We start from the raw sequence: 22,980 nt of genomic DNA, 5'->3' as shown, positions 1-22,980 counted from the left end.
TTTATGGTCGCTACACGTCAATCACATCAACAGGACGACACAGGTGACTTTGCTACTAGCCTAAAACAGTTAGCGTTATCGCAAGAGAAAATAACGCTACTAAACAAAGCGCAAGCATTGTGTGTTACATGTGACAACCAAGCACGGCAAAACACGGCCATAGAAATGGTCGAGATTTTAGCCGAGCTAAATTTAGATGCAGAATCTCTCGCAACCGCGTATCTCACGCATTACTACTTAAATGACTTAGTAGACCTTGAAACCGTAGAAGCACAACTTGGCAAAAATGTAGCCATGCTTTTAACTGGGGTTGCGCAAATGGCTGCTATTAGTACTTTATCGCACCAAGGTAAAGGCACTATGCAGGTAGATAACATTCGTAAAATGTTACTTACCATGGTTGAAGATGTGCGCGCTGTGGTGATTAAACTTGCTGAGCAAGTGTGCCATTTACGCAATGTAAAAAATGGCGATGAAGAAGAGCGTGTTATTGCCGCTAAAGAAACCGCCGATATTTTTGCCCCGTTAGCAAACAGGTTAGGTATAGGCCAGCTTAAGTGGGAACTAGAAGATTTATCGTTTAGGTATTTACACCCCGACACCTATAAAAGCATTGCTAAACAACTTGATGACAAACGCCTTGCTCGTGAAGCCTATATGGAAGATATGGTTACGCAAGTAAAAGCTCGCCTAAGCGAAGCCGGTATTGAGGCGCAAGTGTATGGCCGCCCTAAGCACATTTACAGCATTTATAAAAAAATGCAGCAAAAAAACTACGAGTTTGATCAGCTGTTTGATATTAGAGCAATGCGAATTGTTGTAGAGCGCCTGCAAGATTGTTACGGCGCGCTAGGTATTGTGCACACTAATTGGCGCCACCTTAATAAAGAGTTTGACGACTACGTTGCTACACCTAAACAAAATGGCTATCAATCAATTCATACCGTGGTATTTGGCCCTGAAGGGAAAACCGTTGAAATACAAATACGCACCAGCGAAATGCACCAAGATGCAGAGCTAGGCGTAGCCGCGCACTGGATGTATAAAGAAGGCGCTTTACCTGGGCGTGGCTCAGGCTATGAGCAAAAAATTAGCTGGTTGCGCAAATTACTACAATGGCAAGAAGAAGTGGTTGATGGGGGCGATTTAGCCGAAGAGCTTAAAAACCAAGTTGTAGAAGACCGCGTTTATATATTTACCCCAAGCGGTGATATTATCGATTTACCTGTTGGTGCTACACCGCTTGATTTTGCTTATTACATTCACTCAAATGTAGGGCACCGCTGTATAGGGGCTAAAGTATTTGGCAAAATAGTGCCGTTTACACATCAGCTATCAACGGGCGATCAGGTAGAAATTCTCACGCAAAAGCAGCCTAATCCAAGCCGCGATTGGTTAAATCCATCGCTTGGTTATATTAAATCGTCGCGTGCAAGGGCTAAAATCCATCATTGGTTTAAACAGCTCGACCGCGATAAAAACTTAAGCGCCGGTAAAGAGATTCTTGATAACGAACTGCAAAAGCTAGATTTAACCTACAAAGATTTAGACCCAGCTATTAAGCGCTTTAATTTTAAAGAACTAGATGACTTAATGGTTGCCATAGGTGCCGGCGATGTTCGCTTAAACCAAATGCTTAACTTTGTCAGTGATCGTACCGAAGAAGAACCCGTAATTCGTTTTAAAGCGCCAAGTAAAGTAACTGGCGATAAAAACGGCATTGTGGTGGATGGCGTGGGCAGCTTAATGAGCCACGTTGCTAAGTGTTGTCGCCCAGTACCTGGCGATAAAATAATTGGCTATATTACACAAGGCCGTGGCATTGGGGTACACCGCGAAGATTGCGATTCATTTAACAACTTAAAAGAGCTGCACCCAGAGCGTGTAATATCGGTTAGTTGGTCAGATGAAATAAACGGCTCTTATGCGCTAAGTATAAAAATAGAAGCCAGCGATCGCTCAGGTTTAATTCGCGATATTAGCTCTGTACTGGCTAACGAAAAAGTAAATGTGATCAACATGAACGTTAATACTGTTGGGGCTGATCAGTTAGCGGTATTTACTATGCAAATAGAAGTGCATGATTTATCGGGCACAAACCGGGTTTTGTCTAAACTGCATCAAATTGAAGGTGTTCACAGTGCCAAGCGAAACCAATAAAATGGCAAACAGTAACGCCCTTGAGCAACTCCTCGATATTATGGCGTTGCTTCGCGATCCTACCGACGGTTGCCCGTGGGATCGCAAGCAAAACTTTAAATCGATTGTACCGCACACACTAGAAGAAGCCTTTGAAGTGGCCGATTGCATAGAGTCGGGTAATTTAAACGAGCTTAAAAATGAGCTGGGTGATTTACTGTTTCAAATCGTTTTTTACGCACAACTTGCCAAAGAGCAGGACATGTTTGATTTTAACGACGTGGTTAGTGAGCTAAATAGTAAACTTACCCGCCGTCACCCTCATGTTTTTAACACTAAGCAAGCATTAACCGACGAGCAATTAGCAAAGCAATGGCAAGCAATTAAAGCACAAGAGCGTGCAGCAAAAGTACAGCCAAGCCAAGCCTCACTTTGGCAAGATATACCCACCAATATGCCAAGCCTAACTAAAGCTAAAAAAATTCAGCAGCGTGTTGCCGCACTTGGTTTTGATTGGCCGAGTTACCACGGGGCACTTGATAAATTAAGTGAAGAAGTACTTGAAGTAAAAGAAGCGCTTGAGCACGACCCTTCATCCGATCATACAGCAGAAGAAATAGGCGACTTATTATTTGCCACAGTAAATGTGGCTCGCCATGTTAAACGCGACCCAGAGCAACTACTCAGACAAGCCAACGATAAGTTCTCGGCGCGCTTTGAAAAAGTGCAAGGTTATTTAATTGCAAAAGGTAAAAGTTTAGAGCGCGCAACGCTTGACGAAATGGAAGAAGCATGGGAAGCCATTAAAAAAGCGAAATAAGATTAGCCCAGCACAACCTAATGTTAATCAACGAACATTTTTTGTGCGCGTAAACGCTATTTTTAGCTGGATTGCTCAACGCTGTTTTGGTACAATTTCGCCCCGTCTTGATGATATACCCAGAGTCTCTTTCTCGGGTGTTATATTCCTTTTAATTCCTGATATTCTAGGGTTCGCATGAGTACAAAATTTATCTTCGTTACTGGCGGGGTTGTTTCTTCGTTGGGTAAAGGTATTGCAGCAGCGTCATTGGCAGCTATTTTAGAGGCCCGCGGTTTAGATGTTACCATTTTAAAGCTGGATCCTTACATAAACGTTGACCCAGGCACAATGAGCCCAATTCAACACGGTGAAGTATACGTTACAGAAGACGGCGCCGAAACGGATCTTGATTTAGGTCACTACGAGCGTTTTATTCGCACCAAAATGACCAGCCGCAACAACTTCACACAAGGGCGAGTGTACGAAGATGTACTACGTCGTGAGCGCCGTGGTGAATACTTAGGTGCAACCATTCAGGTTATTCCACACATCACAAATGACATTAAGCAACGTGTATACGACGGTGCTGAAGGTCATGATATTGCGATTGTAGAAATTGGTGGCACAGTAGGTGATATTGAATCACAACCATTTATTGAAGCAATTCGTCAGTTAGGTACAGAAATTGGCCGCGAACGCGCGCTATTTATTCACCTAACGCTAGTGCCATTCTTAGGCCCTGCAGGCGAAGTGAAAACAAAACCAACACAGCACTCAGTTAAAGAGTTACGCTCTGTAGGTATTCAGCCAGATATTCTTATTTGTCGCTCAGACCGTAAATTGCCTAACAATGAACGTGCAAAAATTGCATTGTTCACAAACGTTGAAGAAAAAGCGGTTATTTCGCTTCCTGACGTAGACAGCATTTACAAAATTCCTGCGCTATTAAAATCACAAGAGCTAGATAACTTTGTGTGTCGTCGTTTCCACCTTGACGCACCAGAAGCTGATTTAGTTGAATGGGAACAAGTACTTTATCAAGAGTCTAACCCGACTGGCGAAGTAACGATTGGTATGGTTGGTAAGTACATTGAACTACCAGATGCATACAAATCAGTTAACGAAGCACTAAAGCATGCAGGTCTTAAAAACCGTTTAACCATTAATATTGAATACGTTGACTCGCAAGACTTAGAAAGCAAAGGGGTAGAACTGCTTTCTCATCTAGACGCTATTTTAGTACCAGGTGGTTTTGGCGGCCGTGGTGTTGAAGGTAAAATTTTAGCAGCTAAGTATGCCCGTGAAAACAAAGTACCTTACCTAGGCATTTGTTTAGGTATGCAAGTAGCACTTATTGAATACGCACGTAATGTTGCAGGTTTAACCGACGCTAACTCAACTGAGTTTAATATTCACTCTAAAGCGCCAGTAGTGGGCTTAATTACAGAGTGGTTAGATGCTGAGGGTAACATTGAGATACGTGATGAAAAATCTGATTTAGGTGGCACCATGCGTTTAGGCGCACAAAAATGTCACTTAACGCCGGGTTCTAAGGTGCACGAAGTGTACGGCAATACAGAAATTATTGAACGTCACCGTCATCGCTACGAAGTAAACAACAACTTTGTAGAGCAATTAGAGCAAGCAGGCTTAAGCTTTACTGGTTTATCAGAAGATAAAAAACTAGTAGAGATCATCGAAAACAAAGATCACCCATGGTTTATTGCCGCGCAATTCCACCCGGAATTTACGTCAACACCACGTGATGGTCACCCGTTATTTGAAGGGTTTGTAGCAGCTGCTCATACTCACCAAAAAACGTCTTCGTAATTAAAAAAAGCCGTGCATATTGCACGGCTTTTTTGTCTAAAGGGCTGACTAAAAGATATAAAACGTAGTAAAGTTAGCTGAACTCACCATTTTGGGAATATAGAGGAATCAAGATGTCAGAAATCGTAAAAGTAATTGGTCGCGAAATTATGGACTCGCGTGGTAACCCTACTGTTGAAGCTGATGTATATTTAGCTGATGGTTCTTGGGGCCGCGCTGCCGCTCCTTCAGGTGCATCAACAGGTACTCGCGAAGCACTAGAGCTACGTGATGGTGACAAAGCCCGTTACTTAGGTAAAGGCGTATTAAACGCAGTTGGTTTTATTAACAACGAAATTGCGGATGCGCTAAAAGGCCAAAATGCATTAGAGCAAAGTGCTGTAGATAAAGTAATGCTAGATTTAGATGGCACCGAAAATAAAGAAAAACTAGGTGCAAATGCTATCTTAGCGGTATCACTAGCAACTGCAAAAGCCGCTGCACAATTTAAAAAAGTTGAGCTTTACGAGCACATCGCAGACCTAAACGGTACACCAGGTGTTTACTCAATGCCGTTACCTATGATGAATATCATCAACGGTGGTGAGCATGCAGATAACTCTGTAGATATTCAAGAATTTATGATCCAACCTGTTGGCGCTGAAAACTTCCGCGAAGGCCTACGTATGGGCGCTGAAGTATTCCACAGCCTTGCTAAAGTATTAAAAGCAGACGGCCACTCTACAGCGGTAGGTGATGAAGGTGGTTTTGCACCAAACCTTGCATCAAACGAAGCGGCACTTGCAGCTATTAAAACAGCTGTAGCAAACGCAGGTTATGAGCTAGGTAAAGATATTACACTGGCTATGGACTGTGCAGCCTCTGAGTTTTACGATAAAGAAGCAAACATTTACGATTTGAAAGGTGAAGGCAAAAAATTCACTTCAGAAGAGTTTAACTACTTCTTAAAAGATTTAACTGAGCAATACCCAATTGTATCTATTGAAGATGGCTTAGATGAGTCAGATTGGGATGGCTTTGCACACCAAACTAAATTAATGGGCGATAAAATCCAATTAGTTGGCGATGATTTATTCGTAACTAACACTAAGATTTTAAAACGCGGTATTGATAACGGTATTGCTAACTCAATCCTAATTAAATTTAACCAAATTGGTTCACTAACTGAAACGTTAGCAGCAATCAAAATGGCTAAAGATGCAGGCTTTACAGTTGTTATTTCACACCGTTCTGGCGAAACAGAAGATGCAACTATTGCTGATTTAGCGGTAGGTACTGCTGCAGGCCAAATTAAAACAGGTTCATTGAGCCGTTCTGATCGTGTTGCTAAGTACAACCAACTTCTTCGCATTGAAGAAGCACTAGGTTCTAAAGCACCTTACAACGGTCTTAAAGAAGTTAAAGGTCAGTAATTCTATTTTATATAGAATCTTATTTTTAATTTTAGATAATAAAATCCTCGCTAATGCGGGGATTTTTTATGCCTGATATTTTTTAAAGAGATGAGAATGCTTTGTAGGCCTTAAGCTTGCTGACGCGCGCACGCAGTGCGAAAAAGGATTTGCTTAACTCATAATATTTTCTGCACAGCTCAGAGCTGAAACTGCTGCTTTAAAATAGCCCCTGTAAAACTGGTTTTTAAATAAAAGCCACGCGGTAAGGTTTTTATTGTTTGCCCATTTGGGCCAATAGCATCGGTAACCACTTTGCTATTAGCGGCTTTTGGCCTAATTTGTATAGCATCCCCTAAATGGCCCGATATTTCATCAACTCGCCCAAGCGCTATTAACTCCATTTGTTCTTCCCAATCACGTTGTAGCAACGCATCTTGCTCAGGCGTAGGCTGCCATAAAAAACCACTGCCTATGGTTCTATCAAAAGGCGCAATATCGCGCTCACTCAATATAGGCAGCCATAAAACATGATTGAGTTTTTTACGCACAGCGCTTGTATGCCACGTCATGCCGGTTACGTTTATAAGGGGGGTAACCGACACAAAAGTGGTTTCTAAGGGTTTTCCTTTATACGAAATAGGCAGTGTTTTTAATTCAATGCCTAAATCTTCAAAGTCGGGGAGGGGTTTTGAGCCTGCAGTAGCGCCTAACACGTATTCAATAAGTTGCCCGGTCCAGCCTTTTTCACGTAATAGGTCGTCAGGGGTTTTAAAGCTGTATTGAGAGGCTAATTGCCCTAATGTTAAACCAGCAATAGCGTTTACGCGTTGCATTAAGTCATTAATTGAATGGGGTTTTGTTGGTCGCATGCTACTCATTTACCTTGAATAATTAACAGCGCCATGATAGCAAAACCCCCGTAAGGTGGATATCTTTGCTTTTGGTTGTTTTTTATACGCACTGTGTTTGGCGTAATTTTGCTCACCCCAAAAAGTCACAGTTTAACTGTAAGTGACTGACTAGCTTTAATATTTTCAATTAACTCATTCAGCTTTAATTAAGTTAGCAAATTCTATATGGGATAAATACAACTATATAAACATGTTTATCCACAGAATCTGTGGAGAAAGCGAGTTTTTAGATCTGTCATTGTGGACTTGTTTGCAAAATAGCCTTGTTTATCAAAAGTTATACACAAGCTGTGAGTAAATAGCACTAAACATAATAATCAAGGCATAGCTTAGCTTTTTTTTCTAAAAGTTGCGTCAATTAAGGGTTATTTTATCCTTGTAATTACTCAGTGCTCATTTAAGGTTAAGTCGTTATGCACAGCGTAAATAGTAAACGTGCGATTAGGGCGTGATGACTTTGGGGATAATAGTGTTTGCCGAATTGCAGCTAATGTGGAACAATCATTAAAAATCGACTTACAAATGAGGCACTAAGGTGATTGATGCCGAAGGTTTTCGTGCCAATGTCGGAATTGTAATTTGCAATAATCAGGGGCAGGTTTTTTGGGCTAGACGTTACGGTCAACATTCTTGGCAATTTCCCCAAGGCGGTGTTGATGACGGAGAAACACCCGAACAAACCATGTACCGTGAATTACACGAAGAAGTAGGTTTGCGACCAGAAGATGTAGAAATAGTTGCAAGCTCAAAACATTGGTTACGCTATAAATTACCCAAGCGATTAATTCGCCGCGACTCTAGTCCGGTGTGTATTGGGCAAAAACAAAAATGGTTTTTATTAAAACTGCGTTGCAAAGATGAAGATGTAAACTTGCTTAAAACACATCATCCCGAGTTTGATGATTGGCGCTGGGTGAGTTATTGGTACCCAGTAAGGCAAGTGGTATCGTTTAAACGCGATGTATACAGACGGGTGATGAAAGAGTTTGCACCGTTTGCAATGCCTTTTAATAAAAGAGAACATCATAAAGAACAGTGGCGACACAAAAGGTAGTAGCATAATTATAAAATAAGGAGCAGGTAATGCTGGCAACACTTAGAACTATTGCTGAGTCTGTTTCGCAACAAGCGAATTTAGACAGTGCCTTAGTGTGCTTTGTGAAAATGGTTAAAGAGGCCATGAAAACCCAGTGCTGCTCTATTTATTTTGCCGACTACAGCCAAGATAACTTTGTACTTATGGCAACCGAAGGCCTAAACCCGGATGCCGTAGGTAAGTTTAGAATTGGTTTTACCGAAGGGCTTGTAGGTTTAGTAGCCCAGCGTGAAGAGCCTATTAATATTGCTTTTGCAAAATCTCATCCGCGTTTTAAGCTCTCCCCCGAAGTAAACGAAGAAGGTTACAATGCCTTTTTGTCTGTGCCTGTGGTGCATCAAAAAAAGGTATTGGGCGTTATTGTTGTACAACAAAAAATGGCGCGGGTTTTTAGCCAAGACGAAGAGTCGTTTTTAATTACCCTTTCAGCACAGCTAGCCTCGCAACTTGCGCATGCTGAAATAAAAGAGCTTTTACGCCAAGACGAATCATCACACCAAACCTCAGTGCTCAAAGGGGTGTCGAGTGCTCCAGGTATTGGGATTGGCCAAGCCTTTGTGGTACTGCCCAAGCTTGATTTTAAATCTATAGAGCTAAAAAAAGATCCCGATAGCGCCGAGCAACGCCGTTTGTTTACACAAGCCGTTGCTGCCACCCGCAAAGAATTTAATACCCTGTCTATGACCTTGAGTGACTCAATACCGCGTGAAGCCCTCGCGGTATTTGATGTATACCAACAATTACTTGATGCGAAAAGTTTAGGCCACAATGTTGAGGTACAGTTACAAGAGGGCTGGTGCGCAAAAAGCGCCTTAAAAATTGTTATTGAGCGGCTTATTTCGCAGTTTAATGCCATGCAAGACCCCTACATTAAAGAGCGCGCAGTTGATGTAAAAGACATAGGTTTAAGGGTGTTACACCACCTTGTAAACACAGAGCACGCAGTAAAAGATTACCCACCCAATACCATATTAATTGCGAATACCTTAACGCCCGCCATGCTNCAGCCAATAGCCATGCCTCTATATTAACCCGAGCGATGGGAATACCGGCTATTTGGGGTATTGAAGATTTACCCTTATTGCAATTTGATGCTAAACCAATGATTTTAGATGCCTTTGCTGGGCGTTTATATATTTCTCCTTCGCAAGTGTTACTCGACGAATACGCACAGTTAAAGCACCAAGATAAACTACTCAACAACCGCTTTTTAGCAGAGCAAAGTGCGCAGTCGGTTACCTTAGATGGTGAGCAAATAAATTTAATGCTAAATGCAGGACTTGAGCTTAATACCGAGCAAAGCAGTGCGCATATTTGCGATGGAGTAGGGCTTTATCGTACCGAAGCATGGTTTATGCAAAAGGGGCAATTTCCATCGCAAGCTGAGCAAGAAAACTGGTATAGGGAGGTGCTAAAAAGTTACCATCCAGCGCCAGTGGTTATGCGAACCCTAGATATTGGTGGCGACAAGGTTTTAGATTACTTTAATATCACCGAAGAAAATCCCTTTTTAGGGTGGCGCGGCATACGCATAAGCCTTGACCATCCAGAGCTGTTTTTAGATCAGCTCAAAGCTATGTTAAAAGCAAACATGGGCTTAGGTAATTTAAAAATAATGCTGCCTATGATCAGCGGTACAGAAGAGGTAGACGAAGCGCTCGCGTTATTTGAACAAGCTTATTTTGAACTGGCAGAAAAACACCCAGAGCAAAACTTGGAGCGCCCAGAAGTGGGCATTATGCTTGAAGTACCCTCAAGTATATTTATGCTCGACGAGTGGGCTAAAAAAGTAGATTTTTGCTCAGTAGGCAGTAACGATTTAACGCAATACTTACTTGCTGTCGATAGAGCAAATGCGCGGGTGGCTCAGTTATTTAACCCATATCACCCCGGCGTGTTAAGGGTATTAAATAAAGTAGCGAATGAATGTAATAAACACTGTTTACCCTTTAGTTTATGTGGCGAGCTAGGCGGCGAGCCAGAGGGCGCTATTTTACTCATTGCCATGGGTTATAGGCATTTAAGTATGAACCTGTCGTCGTTAACTAAAGTAAAGTGGATTTTAAGGCGCTTAAATATTAACGATATGCAGCAATTACTCGCAGAGTGCTTAGTGCAATCGAACGCTAAACAGGTACTGCGCTTAACGCGCAATTTTATGATTGAACACCAATTAGGCGATCTGTTTTATACCGCCAAATAATGCAGCGCTTAAAGATGCTATTAACTTTATAATCCTTTAATATAGGCGCACGAAAAGGTATTTGAGAACACTATGTATGACTTAGCTTTACTCGTGGCCAGTTGTGCGCTACTTGGCTGTGTAGTTGGCTTTTTAGCTGGGCTATTAGGGATAGGCGGCGGTTTAATTATTGTGCCTGTTTTAAGTAGCTTATTACTGATGTTTGACGTTACTTCACCTGATCACGTATTAGTTATTTCTATTGCAACATCGCTAGCCTCTATTTTATTCACTTCTACTTCTTCAGTCTTGGCTCATCATAAAAATAATAATGTGCCGTGGCAAATTGCACCGTGGGTTATGTCGGGTGTAGGCTTAGGCGCGTTAATAAGTGGCTTTGCCGCAAGTTTAATACCCGAACAAGCATTACGCAGCGTGTTTGCAATAAGTGTTGTATTTATTGCAGGCAGAATGGTGTTGGCATCACGTAGTAAATCGCTTAAAGAAAAACCGCTACCAAAAGGGATTATTTTAGGGAGCATTTCTGCTCTTATGGGCGCGCTTTCTGGTTTAATAGGTATTGGTGGCGGCGCACTTATTGCCCCTATGCTTAATTACTTTTCAGTTGATATGAAAAAAGCGATAGGCTGTGCATCAGCGAGCGGCATTGTTATCGCACTATTTGGCTCTATTGGTTATATAAGCGCAGGCTGGCAGGTAACCGATTTAGCCCATGGGTTCGCAGGGTTTGTATACTTACCTGCATTATTTGGTATTGTAATAACATCGTGGTTTGTGGCGCCCTTAGGGGCTAAAGCAACTCATTATTTACCTGTTAATATAATAAAGAAAATTTTCGCGGTGTTGCTTGTGCTCATCGCACTTAAAATGGTTTTTAGCTAAAGGTTTATTTATGGCACTTGAGTTTCCTCAAATCGATCCAATAATTTTTTCTGTTGGACCGCTAAGCGTACGTTGGTACGGTTTAATGTATTTAATTGGTTTTGCATTTGCGATGTGGTTTGCTAATCGTCAAGCCGAAAAACCAAACTCTGGTTGGACTAAAGAGCAAGTTAGCGACTTGCTTTTTTACGGCATGCTAGGGGTTATTTTAGGCGGCAGAATTGGCTATGTATTGTTTTATCAGTTTAGCTACTTTTTAGAAAATCCATTATATTTATTTAGAATTGACCAAGGCGGTATGTCTTTCCACGGCGGAACATTAGGGGTTATTACCGCTATTATACTATTTGCCAAAACCCGCAAAAAATCACTATTCGCAGTGGGAGATTTTGTGGTGCCGCTGGTTCCGGTAGGCTTATTAGCAGGGCGTATTGGTAACTTTATAAATGGCGAATTATGGGGCCGCGTAAGCGATGTGCCATGGGCAATGGTATTTCCAACGGGTGGGCCGCTTGCGCGTCACCCATCGCAGTTATACGAAGCCTTTTTTGAAGGGCTAGTCCTGTTTTTAATTTTATTATGGTTTATTAAAAAGCCTCGCCCTGCAGGCAGTGTAGCCGGTGTATTTTTATTAGGGTACGGCGTATTTAGATTTTGTATTGAATATTTCCGCCAACCAGATGCGCAGCTTGGCCTATTTGCCGATTTTATCTCAATGGGTCAAATACTCTCGTTACCTATGATAATTGGTGGCCTAGGGCTATTAATTTGGGCGTACAAAAAACCGCAACCTGTAACCGCAGCAAAGGCATAGTAAGAACAGATCATGAAACAATATTTAAAATTATGTCAGCGCATCGTTGACGAAGGTGTATGGGTAGAAAACAAACGCACAGGCACGCGCTGCTTAACCGTTATTAATGCCGACTTAGAATACGATGTAGGTAATAATAAATTTCCTATGATCACCACTCGTAAAAGTTACTACAAAGCAGCTATAGCAGAGCTTTTAGGTTATTTACGAGGGTACGATAGCGCAGCGCAATTTCGCGATATAGGCTGTAAAACTTGGGATGCAAACGCAAACGACAATAACGCATGGCTAAATAACCCTAACCGCAAAGGCGAGGACGACATGGGCCGCGTTTATGGCGTGCAAGGGCGTAATTGGCAACGCCCAGATGGCTCAACGCTCGATCAGCTTGCTAAAGTAATAAATAACTTAAAAAACGGGATTGATGACAGAGGTGAAATAATTACCTTTTATAATCCTGGTGAGTTTGAGCTTGGTTGCTTGCGCCCATGTATGCACACGCATACGTTTTCGCTGCTTGGCGACACGCTGTATTTAACATCGTATCAGCGCAGTTGCGATGTGCCGCTGGGCCTTAATTTTAATCAAATTCAGTGCTTTGTATTACTGGCATTGGTTGCGCAAATTACCGGCCATAAAGCAGGTAAGGCGTATCATAAAATTGCTAACGCGCATATTTACGAAAACCAGTTACCGTTAATGCGCGATGTGCAGTTAACACGTGAGCCATTTGACTCACCGCAATTAAATATTAACCCAAACATAAAATCACTAGAAGATATAGAAACATGGGTAACACGAGACGATTTTGAAGTAGTAGGCTATCAATGCCACGAACCAATCCAATATCCGTTTTCAGTATAATAAGATTAAGGAGAACAAGATGAAAGCAGTGATCCCCGTAGCAGGCCTTGGAACGCGTATGTTACCTGCCACAAAAGCTATCCCTAAAGAGATGCTCCCTGTGGTAGACCGCCCGCTTATTCAATATGTAGTAAATGAAGCGGTAGCAGCAGGCGTTAAAGAGATTGTACTTGTAACGCACTCAAGTAAAAACTCTATCGAAAACCATTTTGATACCAGCTTTGAACTAGAAGCCACGCTTGAAAAACGCGTAAAGCGGCAATTACTTGCCGAAGTACAGGCAATTTGCCCTAAAGATGTGACCATTATTCACGTACGCCAAGGCGAAGCCAAAGGCTTAGGCCACGCAATTAACTGTGCAGCGCCAATTATTGGCAACGAACCTTTTGTGGTTATTTTGCCAGATGTAATTGTTGATGACGTAGAGAGCGACCTTAAAAAAGACAACCTAGCAGAGATGATCGCCCGTTTTGAAGAAACTAAGCACAGCCAAATTATGGTTGAGCCAGTACCAATGGACGAAGTAGACAAATTTGGTGTTGTTGATTTAGGTGACGTAGAGCTTCACCAAGGTGAAAGCTCGCCAATTATAAACATGGTAGAAAAACCGCCAGTAGATGAAGCACCTTCAAACCTATCTGTAGTAGGGCGTTATGTATTGAGCGAAAACATTTGGCCACTGCTTGCTAAAACGCCGCAAGGGGCTGGCAACGAAATTCAACTTACAGATGCAATTGCCATGCTAATGCAGCAAGAAAAAGTAGACGCGTACGCAATGAAAGGCCGCAGCCACGATTGTGGTAGTAAAATAGGCTACTTAAAAGCAACGATAGAGTTTGCTCTGCGCCGCGACGAGTTTGCAGATGATTTAAAAACATTTATTAAATCGTTAATTTAGGTTTTATTAAATTACCCACCAAGGCGCCTGTTTAGGCGCCTTTTTTAGTGCTAAATTATTAATACAAAAATAGGTATGGGTTTACTTAATTTTAACCACGCCAGTAATAAAGATGGTCTACGCTTAATTATGTTCTGAATTTGACTTGCGTTATATAGCAACATAACGTAATTTATATTGTAAAGTTTATGTTAATTGGCATCAAAGTTGTATTAAAAGCCAAACTCACGGAAGGGTCATGTTAATTTTATCTAAGCAGGTAAATTAGCGTGCGGGAGCAAAAATCGCTCATTGTTTAAATTGCTAAGTTAAACGCTTTCTTGTGAGAATGTTTAACTGAAATGTAAGTGCACAGGCACTGCTTTCAGGATAACGGGTACATGCTTAAATTAAAAAAATACTATAAACACTTTTTTGTATGCCTTTTTACGCTTACGTTTGGCACGGCGTGCTCTATTACGCCTACCGCTAAACCTGCTGTTGATAATGAAATACCTAACACCACGCCCGATTACGTATCGATAACTGCACTAGAGCTTGCGCAATTAAAAGATGCCGCAATGCAATGGCAGCAAGCACGCGCCGGTATAGAGCGTATTTTAAAGCTTGAAAAAGAAATTACTTACCTGGTTAATCACATAGATATAATAAACTCTAAAGCTATTGCACAATCTAATGCAAGCCCTGCCTACAGCAGCCGTTACACTCGCACGCCTTCGCGTACAACCAGTAATAAGCCACGTCGTCAGCAAACTTACAAAGCTGCTAACAATAACCAAAAGCAAACTATAAAGCTTAATACCCCTAAACATGTATTTGCATTACAAGTTGCCTCGGTTGATTCTAAACAGGATGTAGCCAAAGCCTGGCAAGAACTAAATACCAAAGCAGCGCCACTATTTAGAGATAAAATATTAACCAACGTAGAAACCGCAAAAATAAATGATAAAACCTTTTATCGCTTAAAGCTTGGCTCTTATAAAAACCTTAAAAATGCCAAAGCCGACTGTGAAGTATTTAAAATGTATAAGCTCGACTGCATTGTAAGTAACTACACCGATAAGCCAATTAAACTTTAATAGTGATACCAACCCGCAATAATAAATAATCATTTTACGGGGCTAATCGAGTTGCGTTCTGCGTTAATAAATCTCGTTTAGAACAACTAAATAGCAATTTTTTGCCTAGCTATCAATACGTTTTACTATCCTCATAATAGATTACTTAATTAAGCTAATTGGTATAAAAGCGCAATAGGTACTAGCACGCGTGACTTGCTAAGCGTTGATTGGCTGTTAAAATAGCGCCCACTCTTACCCATATTAACAACATACTTATGCTGCACTACAAGGATTTTTTAGCCACATTAGTTTTAGGCTTTGCATTAGCAAACAGTGCTCACGCACTAGCAACGGCCCAAAAGCAGGCGGTGCTCATTAAAAAAGATGATTTAGCCGTACTCAAAGAGTCAGCTCAGCAGTGGCAACAAACCAAGCCTCAACTAGAAAGACTGTTAAAGCTAGAAAGTGAATTACAGCGCACAGTAGATAAATTAAAACAACTTAACGCGCAGCCAAAACCGCAGCAAACTAACCACTTAGCTGTTGTGAATACAAATGCGCTGTTTGCTGTGCAAGTGGGGGCGTATAAAAATAAAGCGGTACTTGAAGCTGCTATAAAGCAATTTCAATCACCCTCAAATAAGCTTGAAGTAAATACCGAGCAAGTACTGATTGACCAGCACACCTTTTATAGATTAAAGCTTGGTGCGTTTAAAACAAAAGAAGCAGCAAAGGATGCATGTAAGTCATTAATAGACAATAATACTTGCTTTGTAACCTACTACGTCAAAACGCCTCAAAGTTAATTAACCTGAACTCTGGTTAAGAGCCTTACTAGCATATTGAACTATCTTGATACTTAAATTTATTATCTCTGGCTAGAGATAGGTTTATTATCCAGAGTTTAGGTTAATTAGGCATAATAATTGCTTTATCCTCGGTATATTTTAAAGAGGACGGCAACTATGCGCCTTTTATTGCCTTTAGTATTGTTAAATTTAACTGCTTGCAACTTGGTTCCGCCCCCAGAGCCGAGTGTGCCTACTGACGCGCCAAAAGCAGCAATGGCACCCTATACCGTTAACGAGTATGTAGCAAATCTAACCTCGCAGCTTAACCATGTAAATGGCGCTTTAAATGCCAATGCGCGCATTGGTGTGAGTAGCTTTTTTTATGCCGATGCTTTAGATACTAAGCTAGTAGCAGGGCAGGCCTCGGGTTTGAGCTTACAAATTCAAGAAAGCTTATTAACGCAATTTACCCAGCTTGGCTATCATACCGTTGAGTACCGCCTTGGCAATAACCTTATATTAGCGCAAAACGCAGACAGCATATTAAGCCGCGACTTAAGTAAATTACGCAATCGCCAAAATATTGACTTAGTCATCACCGGCACTGTAACGCGCCAACAGCATGCTTACATAGTTAATGCACGACTCGTTAATATTGAAAACAAGCAAGTATTGTCGGCAGGCAGCACAGAGATCCCTATAAATGTAATGTGGGGAAACGAAAAAATTCAGCAGCGTGACGGCTCTTTGTACCGCAGCGAATATTAATCAGGAGCACACCATGAGAAACCTATTAATTACCCTATGTTTGCCATTAGGCTTTGGCTGTTCGCAAATGTTAAATTCGCTACATTCAGAGCCGGAGAAAGTTGAGCAAGATAATGCAGCCCAGCTTGTTTCAGAGCAACGTGCGGTAAAAGCACCTGCACCAAATGAAGCGTTATTTCAGTCTAATTTAAACAAGCAAAGTAACTACACCAAAAGTGCCCCTGCAAAACGCAAAAATATAAACCATTATGTGCGCGGTATAATGCAAGACATGGTCGAAAACCTGCAATACGTAAACGACAAAACGCCACTTGCCGTTTCTAGCTTTGTATTTTTAGATGATGACTACAGCGATGGAAGCCTGTTAGGTAACCAAATAGCCGAAAGCTTTATGCACGAGCTGCATAGTTTTGGAGTACCGGTTATCGATTTTAAAACCACCGATTATATGCGAGTAACCCCCGCAGGCGACTTTGTATTTAGCCGCGACTACCTAGAGCTAAACCAAGATCAAAACTTTAATTACGTATTAGCAGGAACTCTTGTGAGCCACCAAGGTGGCGTAATGGTAAATGCACGAATAGTGGGCATTAAAAGTAAAGCGGTAGTGGGCAGTGCGCAAGGGTTTATCCCTCAATCAGTGGTTGATGCGCTAAACAGTAGCTATCGCACCGACGGAATTATGCTTAAACAAGCCAGCGAGTGAGGTTAACCATGTTTTACAAACTATCTGCTATAGCGGGGCTAACGGCAACGTTAGTATTAACTGGCTGTTCAATAACGCAAAATAATGAGCATAACGAAAGCATAAACACACGCTCAGACTACACCGTGGTAACGCAAAGTAGCCAACCAACGCCAGTGTATGCCAACCAATCTGTGCAGCAGCAAAGTGAGTACGACACAGCAAGGCAGTTTACACCGCTTAAACACCACAAAACGCTGGCAAACTATGTAGAGCAAATGGCGCTGGATTTAGTCGATACGCTTGAAGCCGAAGCGCCCGATAACAACAGCATCAACATAGCGGTTACCACCATTGTAGATTTAGACGCATCGCTTAATAAAAGTAATCAGTTGGGTAATCAACTAGCAGAGACGTTTATTCATCAGCTGCAAAAATTTGGCTACGGCGTGGTAGATTTTAAAACCATGGACAACATTGATGTATCAAACAGAGGCGACTTCGTGTTATCGCGCGATATAGAAAAGCTAAGCGAAAGCAGCATGGCTAACTATGTATTAGCAGGTACGTTAATTTACCGCCCAAATGGCGTAGCAGTAAACACCCGCGTTATAAATGTTCACAGCAAACATATTGTAGCAAGCAGCCGAAAACTCATACCGCTGTACGTGTTAAACAAAGAAGATATATATTTATCAAGCAATTAAGTTAATTTTAGCTTGATATGAAAAACAAGATGCCGTTATAATTTTTGTAAGCTGTAAGCTGTAAGCTGTAAGCTGTAAGCTGTAAGCTGTAAGCTGTAAGCTCGGTGTGGCCTCTTAGTTAAATGGATATAACGGCCCCCTCCTAAGGGGCAGTTGCAGGTTCGATTCCTGCAGGGGCTACCAATAACTCGTTTCATTGTAATTCATCGCAATTCAAAAAAACTATCAAGCGCCATTTTTAAAGGCCTCTAGGCTTTCACCTTGTTTCAAGGGGTATCGCCACAGCGCATTTTTTTAGTTACACTGGATGTTACACCGAACCAACGATGACTTGTTGGTGTAACATAAATATGTAACCAGATGAAATTTAAAGAAAGAAAAGAAATTTTAGGTTTTTCTTACTTTCTAAGCGCTGGTTGCCCGTTCGACAGTGGAGCGTTAAATGCCTAAATTAGTTACCCCATTAAATGATACGCAAATCAAAAAAGCTAAACCAAAAGATAAAGAATATCTTATGGCAGATGGCAAAGGCCTTGCTCTACGAGTTAAGCCAAATGGCTCAAAAATGTGGTTATTTACTTACTCTAAGCCTTACACCAAAAAAAGAGCTCAAATTAGTTTTGGTATGTACCCTGATGTAACCTTATCTGATGCTCGCACAAGCAGAGCTGAGGCCAGATCCTTATTAGCAAAGGACATAGATCCTAAAGAGCATAAAGAGGCATTTGCTAACGATAAAGCTGCTGAGGCAAAAAGTACATTTGAAGCAGTTGTTAGAGAGTGGATAGACTTAAAAGAGCCAAAAGTAAGCGCGCGATATGCTTTTAATTTACGGAGAGGTTTTGAGCTTCACTTATTTCCCTATTTAGGAAAAGTGCCTATTAGCAAGTTATCGGCACAACAAGCAATTGAGGCCTTAAAGCCTCTAGCCGCAGCTGATAAGCTCGATATTCTTGGGCGTATTTGTCGCAGAGTAAATGAGGTTATGGAGTTTGCTATTAACACTGGTCGAATACAAACAAATAACTTAAGTGGTATAAGTAAAGCGTTTGATTCTGCCAAGCATGAAAGCATGGCTAGCTTCACACCCCAGGAGCTTCCTAAACTTATTAGCATAGTGAATAGCGCTAATATCAAGTTAATGACTCGATGTTTATTTGAATGGCAACTACATACCATGGTTCGCCCTGGTGAAGCTGCCGGCGCTGCTTGGCATGAAATAGACTTTGAAAATAAACTATGGAATATACCTGCTAAGCGGATGAAAAAACGCAAAGCTCATTCAGTTCCTTTATCACCGCAGGCATTATCTATACTCGAGTACCTAAAACCTATCAGTGCGCATCGAGAGTTTATTTTCCCTGCTGATAAAGACCCTAGAGCGCATGCTAGCCGAGAAACTCTGGGCGCAGCGCTTAGGCGCATGGGTTTAATAGGCAAGCAAACAGCTCATGGGTTAAGAGCGCTTGCTAGCACCACATTAAACGAGCAAGGTTTTGATGCTGATGTTATTGAAGCAGCTTTAGCACATGTAGATAAGAATAAAGTTCGCGCTGCCTACAACCGAACTGATTACTTAGAACGCAGAAGAAAAATGATGTGCTGGTGGTCAGATCATATTGAAGATGCTAGCAAGGGTAATTACTCTGTTACTGGTAGCCAGCATTTAAAAATAGTTTAAAAGGATGGAGAGCATGAGCAAGAAGTATATCAACAATATAAATGACAGGGATATTGCTTGGTTTAACCTCGACAATTATCAATATATTGAAGAACAGTCAGAGCAAGAGGTGGTCATTGAGTTTGATGTTCGAAAGAGGGTTTTTCAAGATGATCTTTCAGGTATCGCTGCTTGCTGGGCTAGCAATCTAAAGCTAGCTGCTGGAGTTGATGATTCAGACCTTTTAAGGATGTTTATTAATAAAGTTATTGCTGGAAATCCGAGCTTTTTATCTCATGTAACAGAGCTAAATTTTTATGATGATACAGCGAAAGAGCATTTAAAAAACTTGTTCCCAGAAAAAGCCTCTAAGCCAGTGTTATCTTTACTTGATGATATATCAGACTTTGGCTCGAGAAGGCCATATAAAATCTGGCCTGCAAGTATAGCGGAGGTTATTGGCAGTTATGAACTTCTTGAAAGTACAGGTGTGACTGAGAGAGGGGCGAGTGACACTGAGGATGTTTGGCAGGAATTTAATGGTAGAAGTTTTGATTCAAAGGAGGCTGAACTAGAGGCTTTACGGGAAGTTATATTCAAGCAAGTTGAGTTTACGAAAAAGCAACGTGATGGTGTGAAGGTTTATTTTTCTGAGATTTCTAAAAATGACCATATGCTTTGCAATGTTGATTTAGCTGGCTTTAGCGATGCCGAGCTGGTTGCGCACTTTCAAAAGTCGCTCGTTGAATGGAGAAAGATTTTAGGCGTGACTGAGCCTGAAAGGAAAGTATCCACCCCTAGCACAATACAAAAGCTAAAAGCATTCAGGATCATTCCCTTGTTAGATTTGCTGATCTGGGAGCTTGATAATAATGTGAAAATTAAGAAAAGTATTTTAGCTGGATTGTTGTTTCATGATTTTGAAAACGGTAATGCTGAGCTAGAAAGTGGTAAGGGTAAAATAATGAGGTTTCTAAATAAAGTTATGGCTCCAAACTTTGACTTTAAAGATGAATAAATTTGGGGCAATTTTTATTTTATTTTTTGCGGGGTAAAAAAAGCTTTTAAAACCGCCCTTTGCTAGTTTTTCTCAACCTCTAACATTCGCCTTGAACAATGAAACAACAAGGCGAATTTCCATGAACAACAAAATTTTACGTTTTCAAGAAGTAACAGAACTCACCGGTTTGAGTCGTTCAACTATTTGGCGCAAAGAGCGATTAGGTTTATTTCCAAAAAGAAAACAGCTAGGTTTAAACTCAGTTGGCTGGCTTGCTAGTGATATTCAGCAATGGCTAGAAAACCTACCAAGTAGCAACACCCATAAAGGAGCAGCATAATGAATGCTGTGAGCGGTAACCAAGCCGCAAACCCAGCCCCTAAAAAACCGCAACCTAAAACAGAGCGAGCTAACTTATATATTCTTGCTCATCCTGAAGGTGCGACAGAATTAGATATTTTACGTAATGCCGGTTTATCGAGTGGCAGAAATTACTTTACAGATCTTGAGCGTGACTATGGTTTTACATTTACTCGTGAAAAAATACCAAATTCAGATGGTATCGGTGCCCATTTTAAGTATAGCTATAGCTCATTAGAGATTGCTGAAATCATCATAAAAGCTATAAATAAAAGCCGCATTCATCGTAAATTAGCTGAGTTCACATCAGAGCAAACCACTGAACTTTTAAAGCCAATAAAGCGCCTCCTAGGGAAATAGGAGGCTATATGGTTAAGCTTAATGACTTAATTAACCGTGGCGATGTAATTAGTATTACTAACGGCAAATTACATATTACTCCAAAAAGTGGAAAGCCGGTTCCTAGTGACTGGCTCCACATCCATCAAAACACATTACTAAGCCAGTTAAGCTGTGTGATCGCACAGCCTATATATCAATTCACACAGTTTAAAGTAGGGCGTTATTCTAATCGATTTGATGGTCTTACCATGAGTTTTACTGATTTAAAATATAACTCAGATTATTACACAATTTTTAACGTTTCATTGGATCGTAAAAAGGGAGGCGGACGCTTAAAAGGCAAGCTTTTTAATCCACCAGCTCAAGGAGCATTACTTAAATTTTGGAGCCGTTCTAATTTACCTAAACCAAGAAGGCCAAGTGAGCTTTATAAAAAAATAAACATGATGAAAAACTATCTTTGGCAAGCACAAGTGAGTGAGAAGAGTAAAATTGAAACGCAAAGCCTTAGGTTAGCAAACATTACTCATCAGCAAATTTTAGATGGTATAGGTGGTGGCGTATCGGCGGCACATAAGAGGCACAATAGTGGCGTTATAGTGTCATCTAACAGTGGCGCTTTATCGGGGCAAAATAAAGAGGCATTTATTGGTGGCAACGAATTGCCTAACAACCATATATACCAAGGTGTTGAAAGTAGTTTAACTACGTGTGTTAATAGTCACGGGTACAATAAACTACGGATATCAACTTCTACGGGGGCCAATAACCACGGTATAAGTAAACAAGGTAGTGCGGTAGTAAGTTCCCCTATACCCCTTCCTATAAAGCAATATAAGGGAGGTAATACACGAAGGCCACAGAATCAAACTGTAGATGAATGGCTAGATGATTACGATAATGCTTAGCAGTTATTAGATACTTTAATATTACAAAAATACCACTTGTTTATCTGCGTTAAAAACGGAACAACGCGGAACAAATGGCGGAACAATTATGTTTTTAAATGACTGATATAAATGTGCTTTGTTGTTTTATTGGAACATAAAAAGCGGCAAATAAACGATTTGTCCTCTTCTCTATTTTGTATAGAAGTTACAATTTTATTTTCTAATCTCATCATTTTGTTTACCTTTTATTTTGCTTATTAACCGTATTTTATATAGCATCACTAAATAGCATGAAACGCGTTGAATCAACGAGTTGTGCGCACTCATAGCGCAGTATTTAGGACGGTTTAAATTATGGATAAAAGAAAGCTAAGCGAAACCGATATAATCAGTAAGTTTATTCTACCCGCAGTTAAAACCGCAGGGTGGAATGACATAACTCAAATACGCCAAGAGGTTAAATTACGAGACGGTAAAGTAATCGTACGTGGGCAACTTGGTGTACGTAAAACGGTTAAATCGGCTGACATAGTGCTTTACCATAAACCCAGTATGCCGCTTGCTGTCATTGAAGCTAAAGCCAATAAGCACGAAGTAGGTAAAGGGCTACAACAAGGCTTAGATTACGCCAGGCTGCTCGATGTGCCATTTATATTCGCCTCTAATGGTGATGGCTTTATATTTCACGATAAAACCAAGCTCGGCACACCTGATGCGCATAACCTTGAAACTGAAATACGCTTAGAAGACTTCCCATCACCGCAAGAGCTTTGGGCTAAGTATTGTGCCTACAAGGGCTATACACAATCGCAATTGCCTATAATTAACCAAGCCTACTACGATGATGGTAGTGGCAAACACCCGCGTTACTATCAGCTCCAAG

The 22,980-nt window shown here is 41.1% G+C and carries 21 protein-coding genes, 1 tRNA gene and 1 pseudogene; 22 read left to right on the top strand and 1 reads right to left on the bottom strand.

Translation table 11 applies throughout. The annotated features are described in order from the left end of the window. Window positions 1-3: 3 nt before the first annotated feature. From relA to eno, 4 genes are all read left to right on the top strand, one after another. The gene (gene relA, locus L650_RS0101490) at window positions 4-2,160 is read left to right on the top strand and encodes a GTP diphosphokinase (RefSeq protein ID WP_029771924.1); all 2,157 of its coding nucleotides are present in this window, start codon (window positions 4-6) and stop codon (window positions 2,158-2,160) included. A gap of 1 nt (window position 2,161) precedes the next feature. Beyond that, on the top strand, window positions 2,162-2,959 hold the full coding sequence (gene mazG, locus L650_RS0101485) for a nucleoside triphosphate pyrophosphohydrolase (protein WP_029771923.1): 798 nt from the start codon (window positions 2,162-2,164) through the stop codon (window positions 2,957-2,959). Between the two features lie 177 nt (window positions 2,960-3,136). Next, window positions 3,137-4,771 carry a CTP synthase gene (locus L650_RS0101480; protein ID WP_004586236.1) on the top strand — a complete coding sequence of 545 codons (1,635 nt, stop codon included), beginning with the start codon at window positions 3,137-3,139 and terminating at the stop codon, window positions 4,769-4,771. A gap of 113 nt (window positions 4,772-4,884) precedes the next feature. Then, window positions 4,885-6,183: a phosphopyruvate hydratase gene (gene eno, locus L650_RS0101475; RefSeq protein WP_029771921.1), complete on the top strand. Its 1,299-nt coding sequence runs from the start codon at window positions 4,885-4,887 to the stop codon at window positions 6,181-6,183. A 179-nt stretch (window positions 6,184-6,362) separates the two neighbouring features. Here eno and mutH read toward each other — a convergent pair whose 3' ends face one another. After that, entirely contained in the window at window positions 6,363-7,034 is a 672-nt protein-coding gene (mutH, locus tag L650_RS0101470; RefSeq protein WP_004586238.1) for a DNA mismatch repair endonuclease MutH, read from the bottom strand. Window positions 7,035-7,611: 577 nt separating this feature from the next. Between mutH and rppH the strand changes: the two genes are divergently transcribed. The 18 genes and pseudogenes from rppH to L650_RS0101370 all read left to right on the top strand — a co-directional run. Then, a complete protein-coding gene (gene rppH / locus L650_RS0101460; RefSeq protein WP_004586239.1) occupies window positions 7,612-8,130 on the top strand; it encodes an RNA pyrophosphohydrolase in 519 nt (172 codons plus the stop codon). 29 nt (window positions 8,131-8,159) lie between these two features. Then, window positions 8,160-10,375, top strand: a pseudogene (gene ptsP / locus L650_RS0101455) (phosphoenolpyruvate--protein phosphotransferase). A 72-nt stretch (window positions 10,376-10,447) separates the two neighbouring features. Next, the gene (locus tag L650_RS0101450) at window positions 10,448-11,257 is read left to right on the top strand and encodes a sulfite exporter TauE/SafE family protein (RefSeq protein ID WP_029771920.1); all 810 of its coding nucleotides are present in this window, start codon (window positions 10,448-10,450) and stop codon (window positions 11,255-11,257) included. A 10-nt stretch (window positions 11,258-11,267) separates the two neighbouring features. Beyond that, window positions 11,268-12,071 (top strand): prolipoprotein diacylglyceryl transferase, encoded by an 804-nt coding sequence (gene lgt, locus L650_RS0101445; RefSeq protein WP_004586242.1) that lies wholly within the window; start codon window positions 11,268-11,270, stop codon window positions 12,069-12,071. Window positions 12,072-12,083: 12 nt separating this feature from the next. Continuing rightward, a complete protein-coding gene (locus L650_RS0101440; RefSeq protein ID WP_004586243.1) occupies window positions 12,084-12,935 on the top strand; it encodes a thymidylate synthase in 852 nt (283 codons plus the stop codon). Window positions 12,936-12,954: 19 nt separating this feature from the next. After that, window positions 12,955-13,833, top strand: coding sequence for a UTP--glucose-1-phosphate uridylyltransferase GalU (galU, locus tag L650_RS0101435; protein ID WP_004586244.1), 879 nt, complete (start codon window positions 12,955-12,957; stop codon window positions 13,831-13,833). A 380-nt stretch (window positions 13,834-14,213) separates the two neighbouring features. Continuing rightward, a complete protein-coding gene (locus L650_RS0101430) occupies window positions 14,214-14,912 on the top strand; it encodes an SPOR domain-containing protein (RefSeq protein WP_029771919.1) in 699 nt (232 codons plus the stop codon). Between the two features lie 209 nt (window positions 14,913-15,121). Beyond that, window positions 15,122-15,700: an SPOR domain-containing protein gene (locus L650_RS23475; protein ID WP_085065393.1), complete on the top strand. Its 579-nt coding sequence runs from the start codon at window positions 15,122-15,124 to the stop codon at window positions 15,698-15,700. A gap of 159 nt (window positions 15,701-15,859) precedes the next feature. Next, a complete protein-coding gene (locus tag L650_RS0101415; protein WP_004586247.1) occupies window positions 15,860-16,453 on the top strand; it encodes a FlgO family outer membrane protein in 594 nt (197 codons plus the stop codon). A 13-nt stretch (window positions 16,454-16,466) separates the two neighbouring features. Beyond that, window positions 16,467-17,159, top strand: coding sequence for a FlgO family outer membrane protein (locus tag L650_RS0101410; protein WP_029771917.1), 693 nt, complete (start codon window positions 16,467-16,469; stop codon window positions 17,157-17,159). Window positions 17,160-17,167: 8 nt separating this feature from the next. Beyond that, window positions 17,168-17,845: a FlgO family outer membrane protein gene (locus L650_RS0101405; protein ID WP_029771915.1), complete on the top strand. Its 678-nt coding sequence runs from the start codon at window positions 17,168-17,170 to the stop codon at window positions 17,843-17,845. A gap of 108 nt (window positions 17,846-17,953) precedes the next feature. Continuing rightward, a tRNA-Arg gene (locus L650_RS0101400) sits at window positions 17,954-18,028 on the top strand. Between the two features lie 259 nt (window positions 18,029-18,287). After that, window positions 18,288-19,526 carry an integrase domain-containing protein gene (locus tag L650_RS0101395; protein WP_029771914.1) on the top strand — a complete coding sequence of 413 codons (1,239 nt, stop codon included), beginning with the start codon at window positions 18,288-18,290 and terminating at the stop codon, window positions 19,524-19,526. Window positions 19,527-19,539: 13 nt separating this feature from the next. Next, complete coding sequence (locus L650_RS0101390; RefSeq protein WP_029771913.1) at window positions 19,540-20,523, top strand: DUF6387 family protein; 984 nt, start codon at window positions 19,540-19,542, stop codon at window positions 20,521-20,523. Between the two features lie 121 nt (window positions 20,524-20,644). Continuing rightward, on the top strand, window positions 20,645-20,845 hold the full coding sequence (locus L650_RS0101385) for a helix-turn-helix transcriptional regulator (protein WP_029771912.1): 201 nt from the start codon (window positions 20,645-20,647) through the stop codon (window positions 20,843-20,845). Beyond that, window positions 20,845-21,225, top strand: a complete 381-nt coding sequence (locus tag L650_RS0101380) for a hypothetical protein (protein WP_085065392.1) — start codon at window positions 20,845-20,847, stop codon at window positions 21,223-21,225. The genes L650_RS0101385 and L650_RS0101380 overlap by 1 nt, the downstream gene beginning before the upstream one ends. Window positions 21,226-21,233: 8 nt before the next feature. Next, a complete protein-coding gene (locus L650_RS0101375) occupies window positions 21,234-22,115 on the top strand; it encodes a hypothetical protein (protein WP_029771910.1) in 882 nt (293 codons plus the stop codon). Between the two features lie 336 nt (window positions 22,116-22,451). After that, window positions 22,452-22,980, top strand: a 529-nt coding sequence (locus L650_RS0101370) for a type I restriction endonuclease (RefSeq protein WP_029771909.1), incomplete at its 3' end; no start/stop codon positions are given.

This window comes from Pseudoalteromonas sp. TB51 (assembly GCF_000498055.1).
In the GTDB taxonomy this organism is placed as follows: domain Bacteria; phylum Pseudomonadota; class Gammaproteobacteria; order Enterobacterales; family Alteromonadaceae; genus Pseudoalteromonas; species Pseudoalteromonas atlantica.
This window is presented reverse-complemented; position numbering and strand designations above follow the sequence as displayed.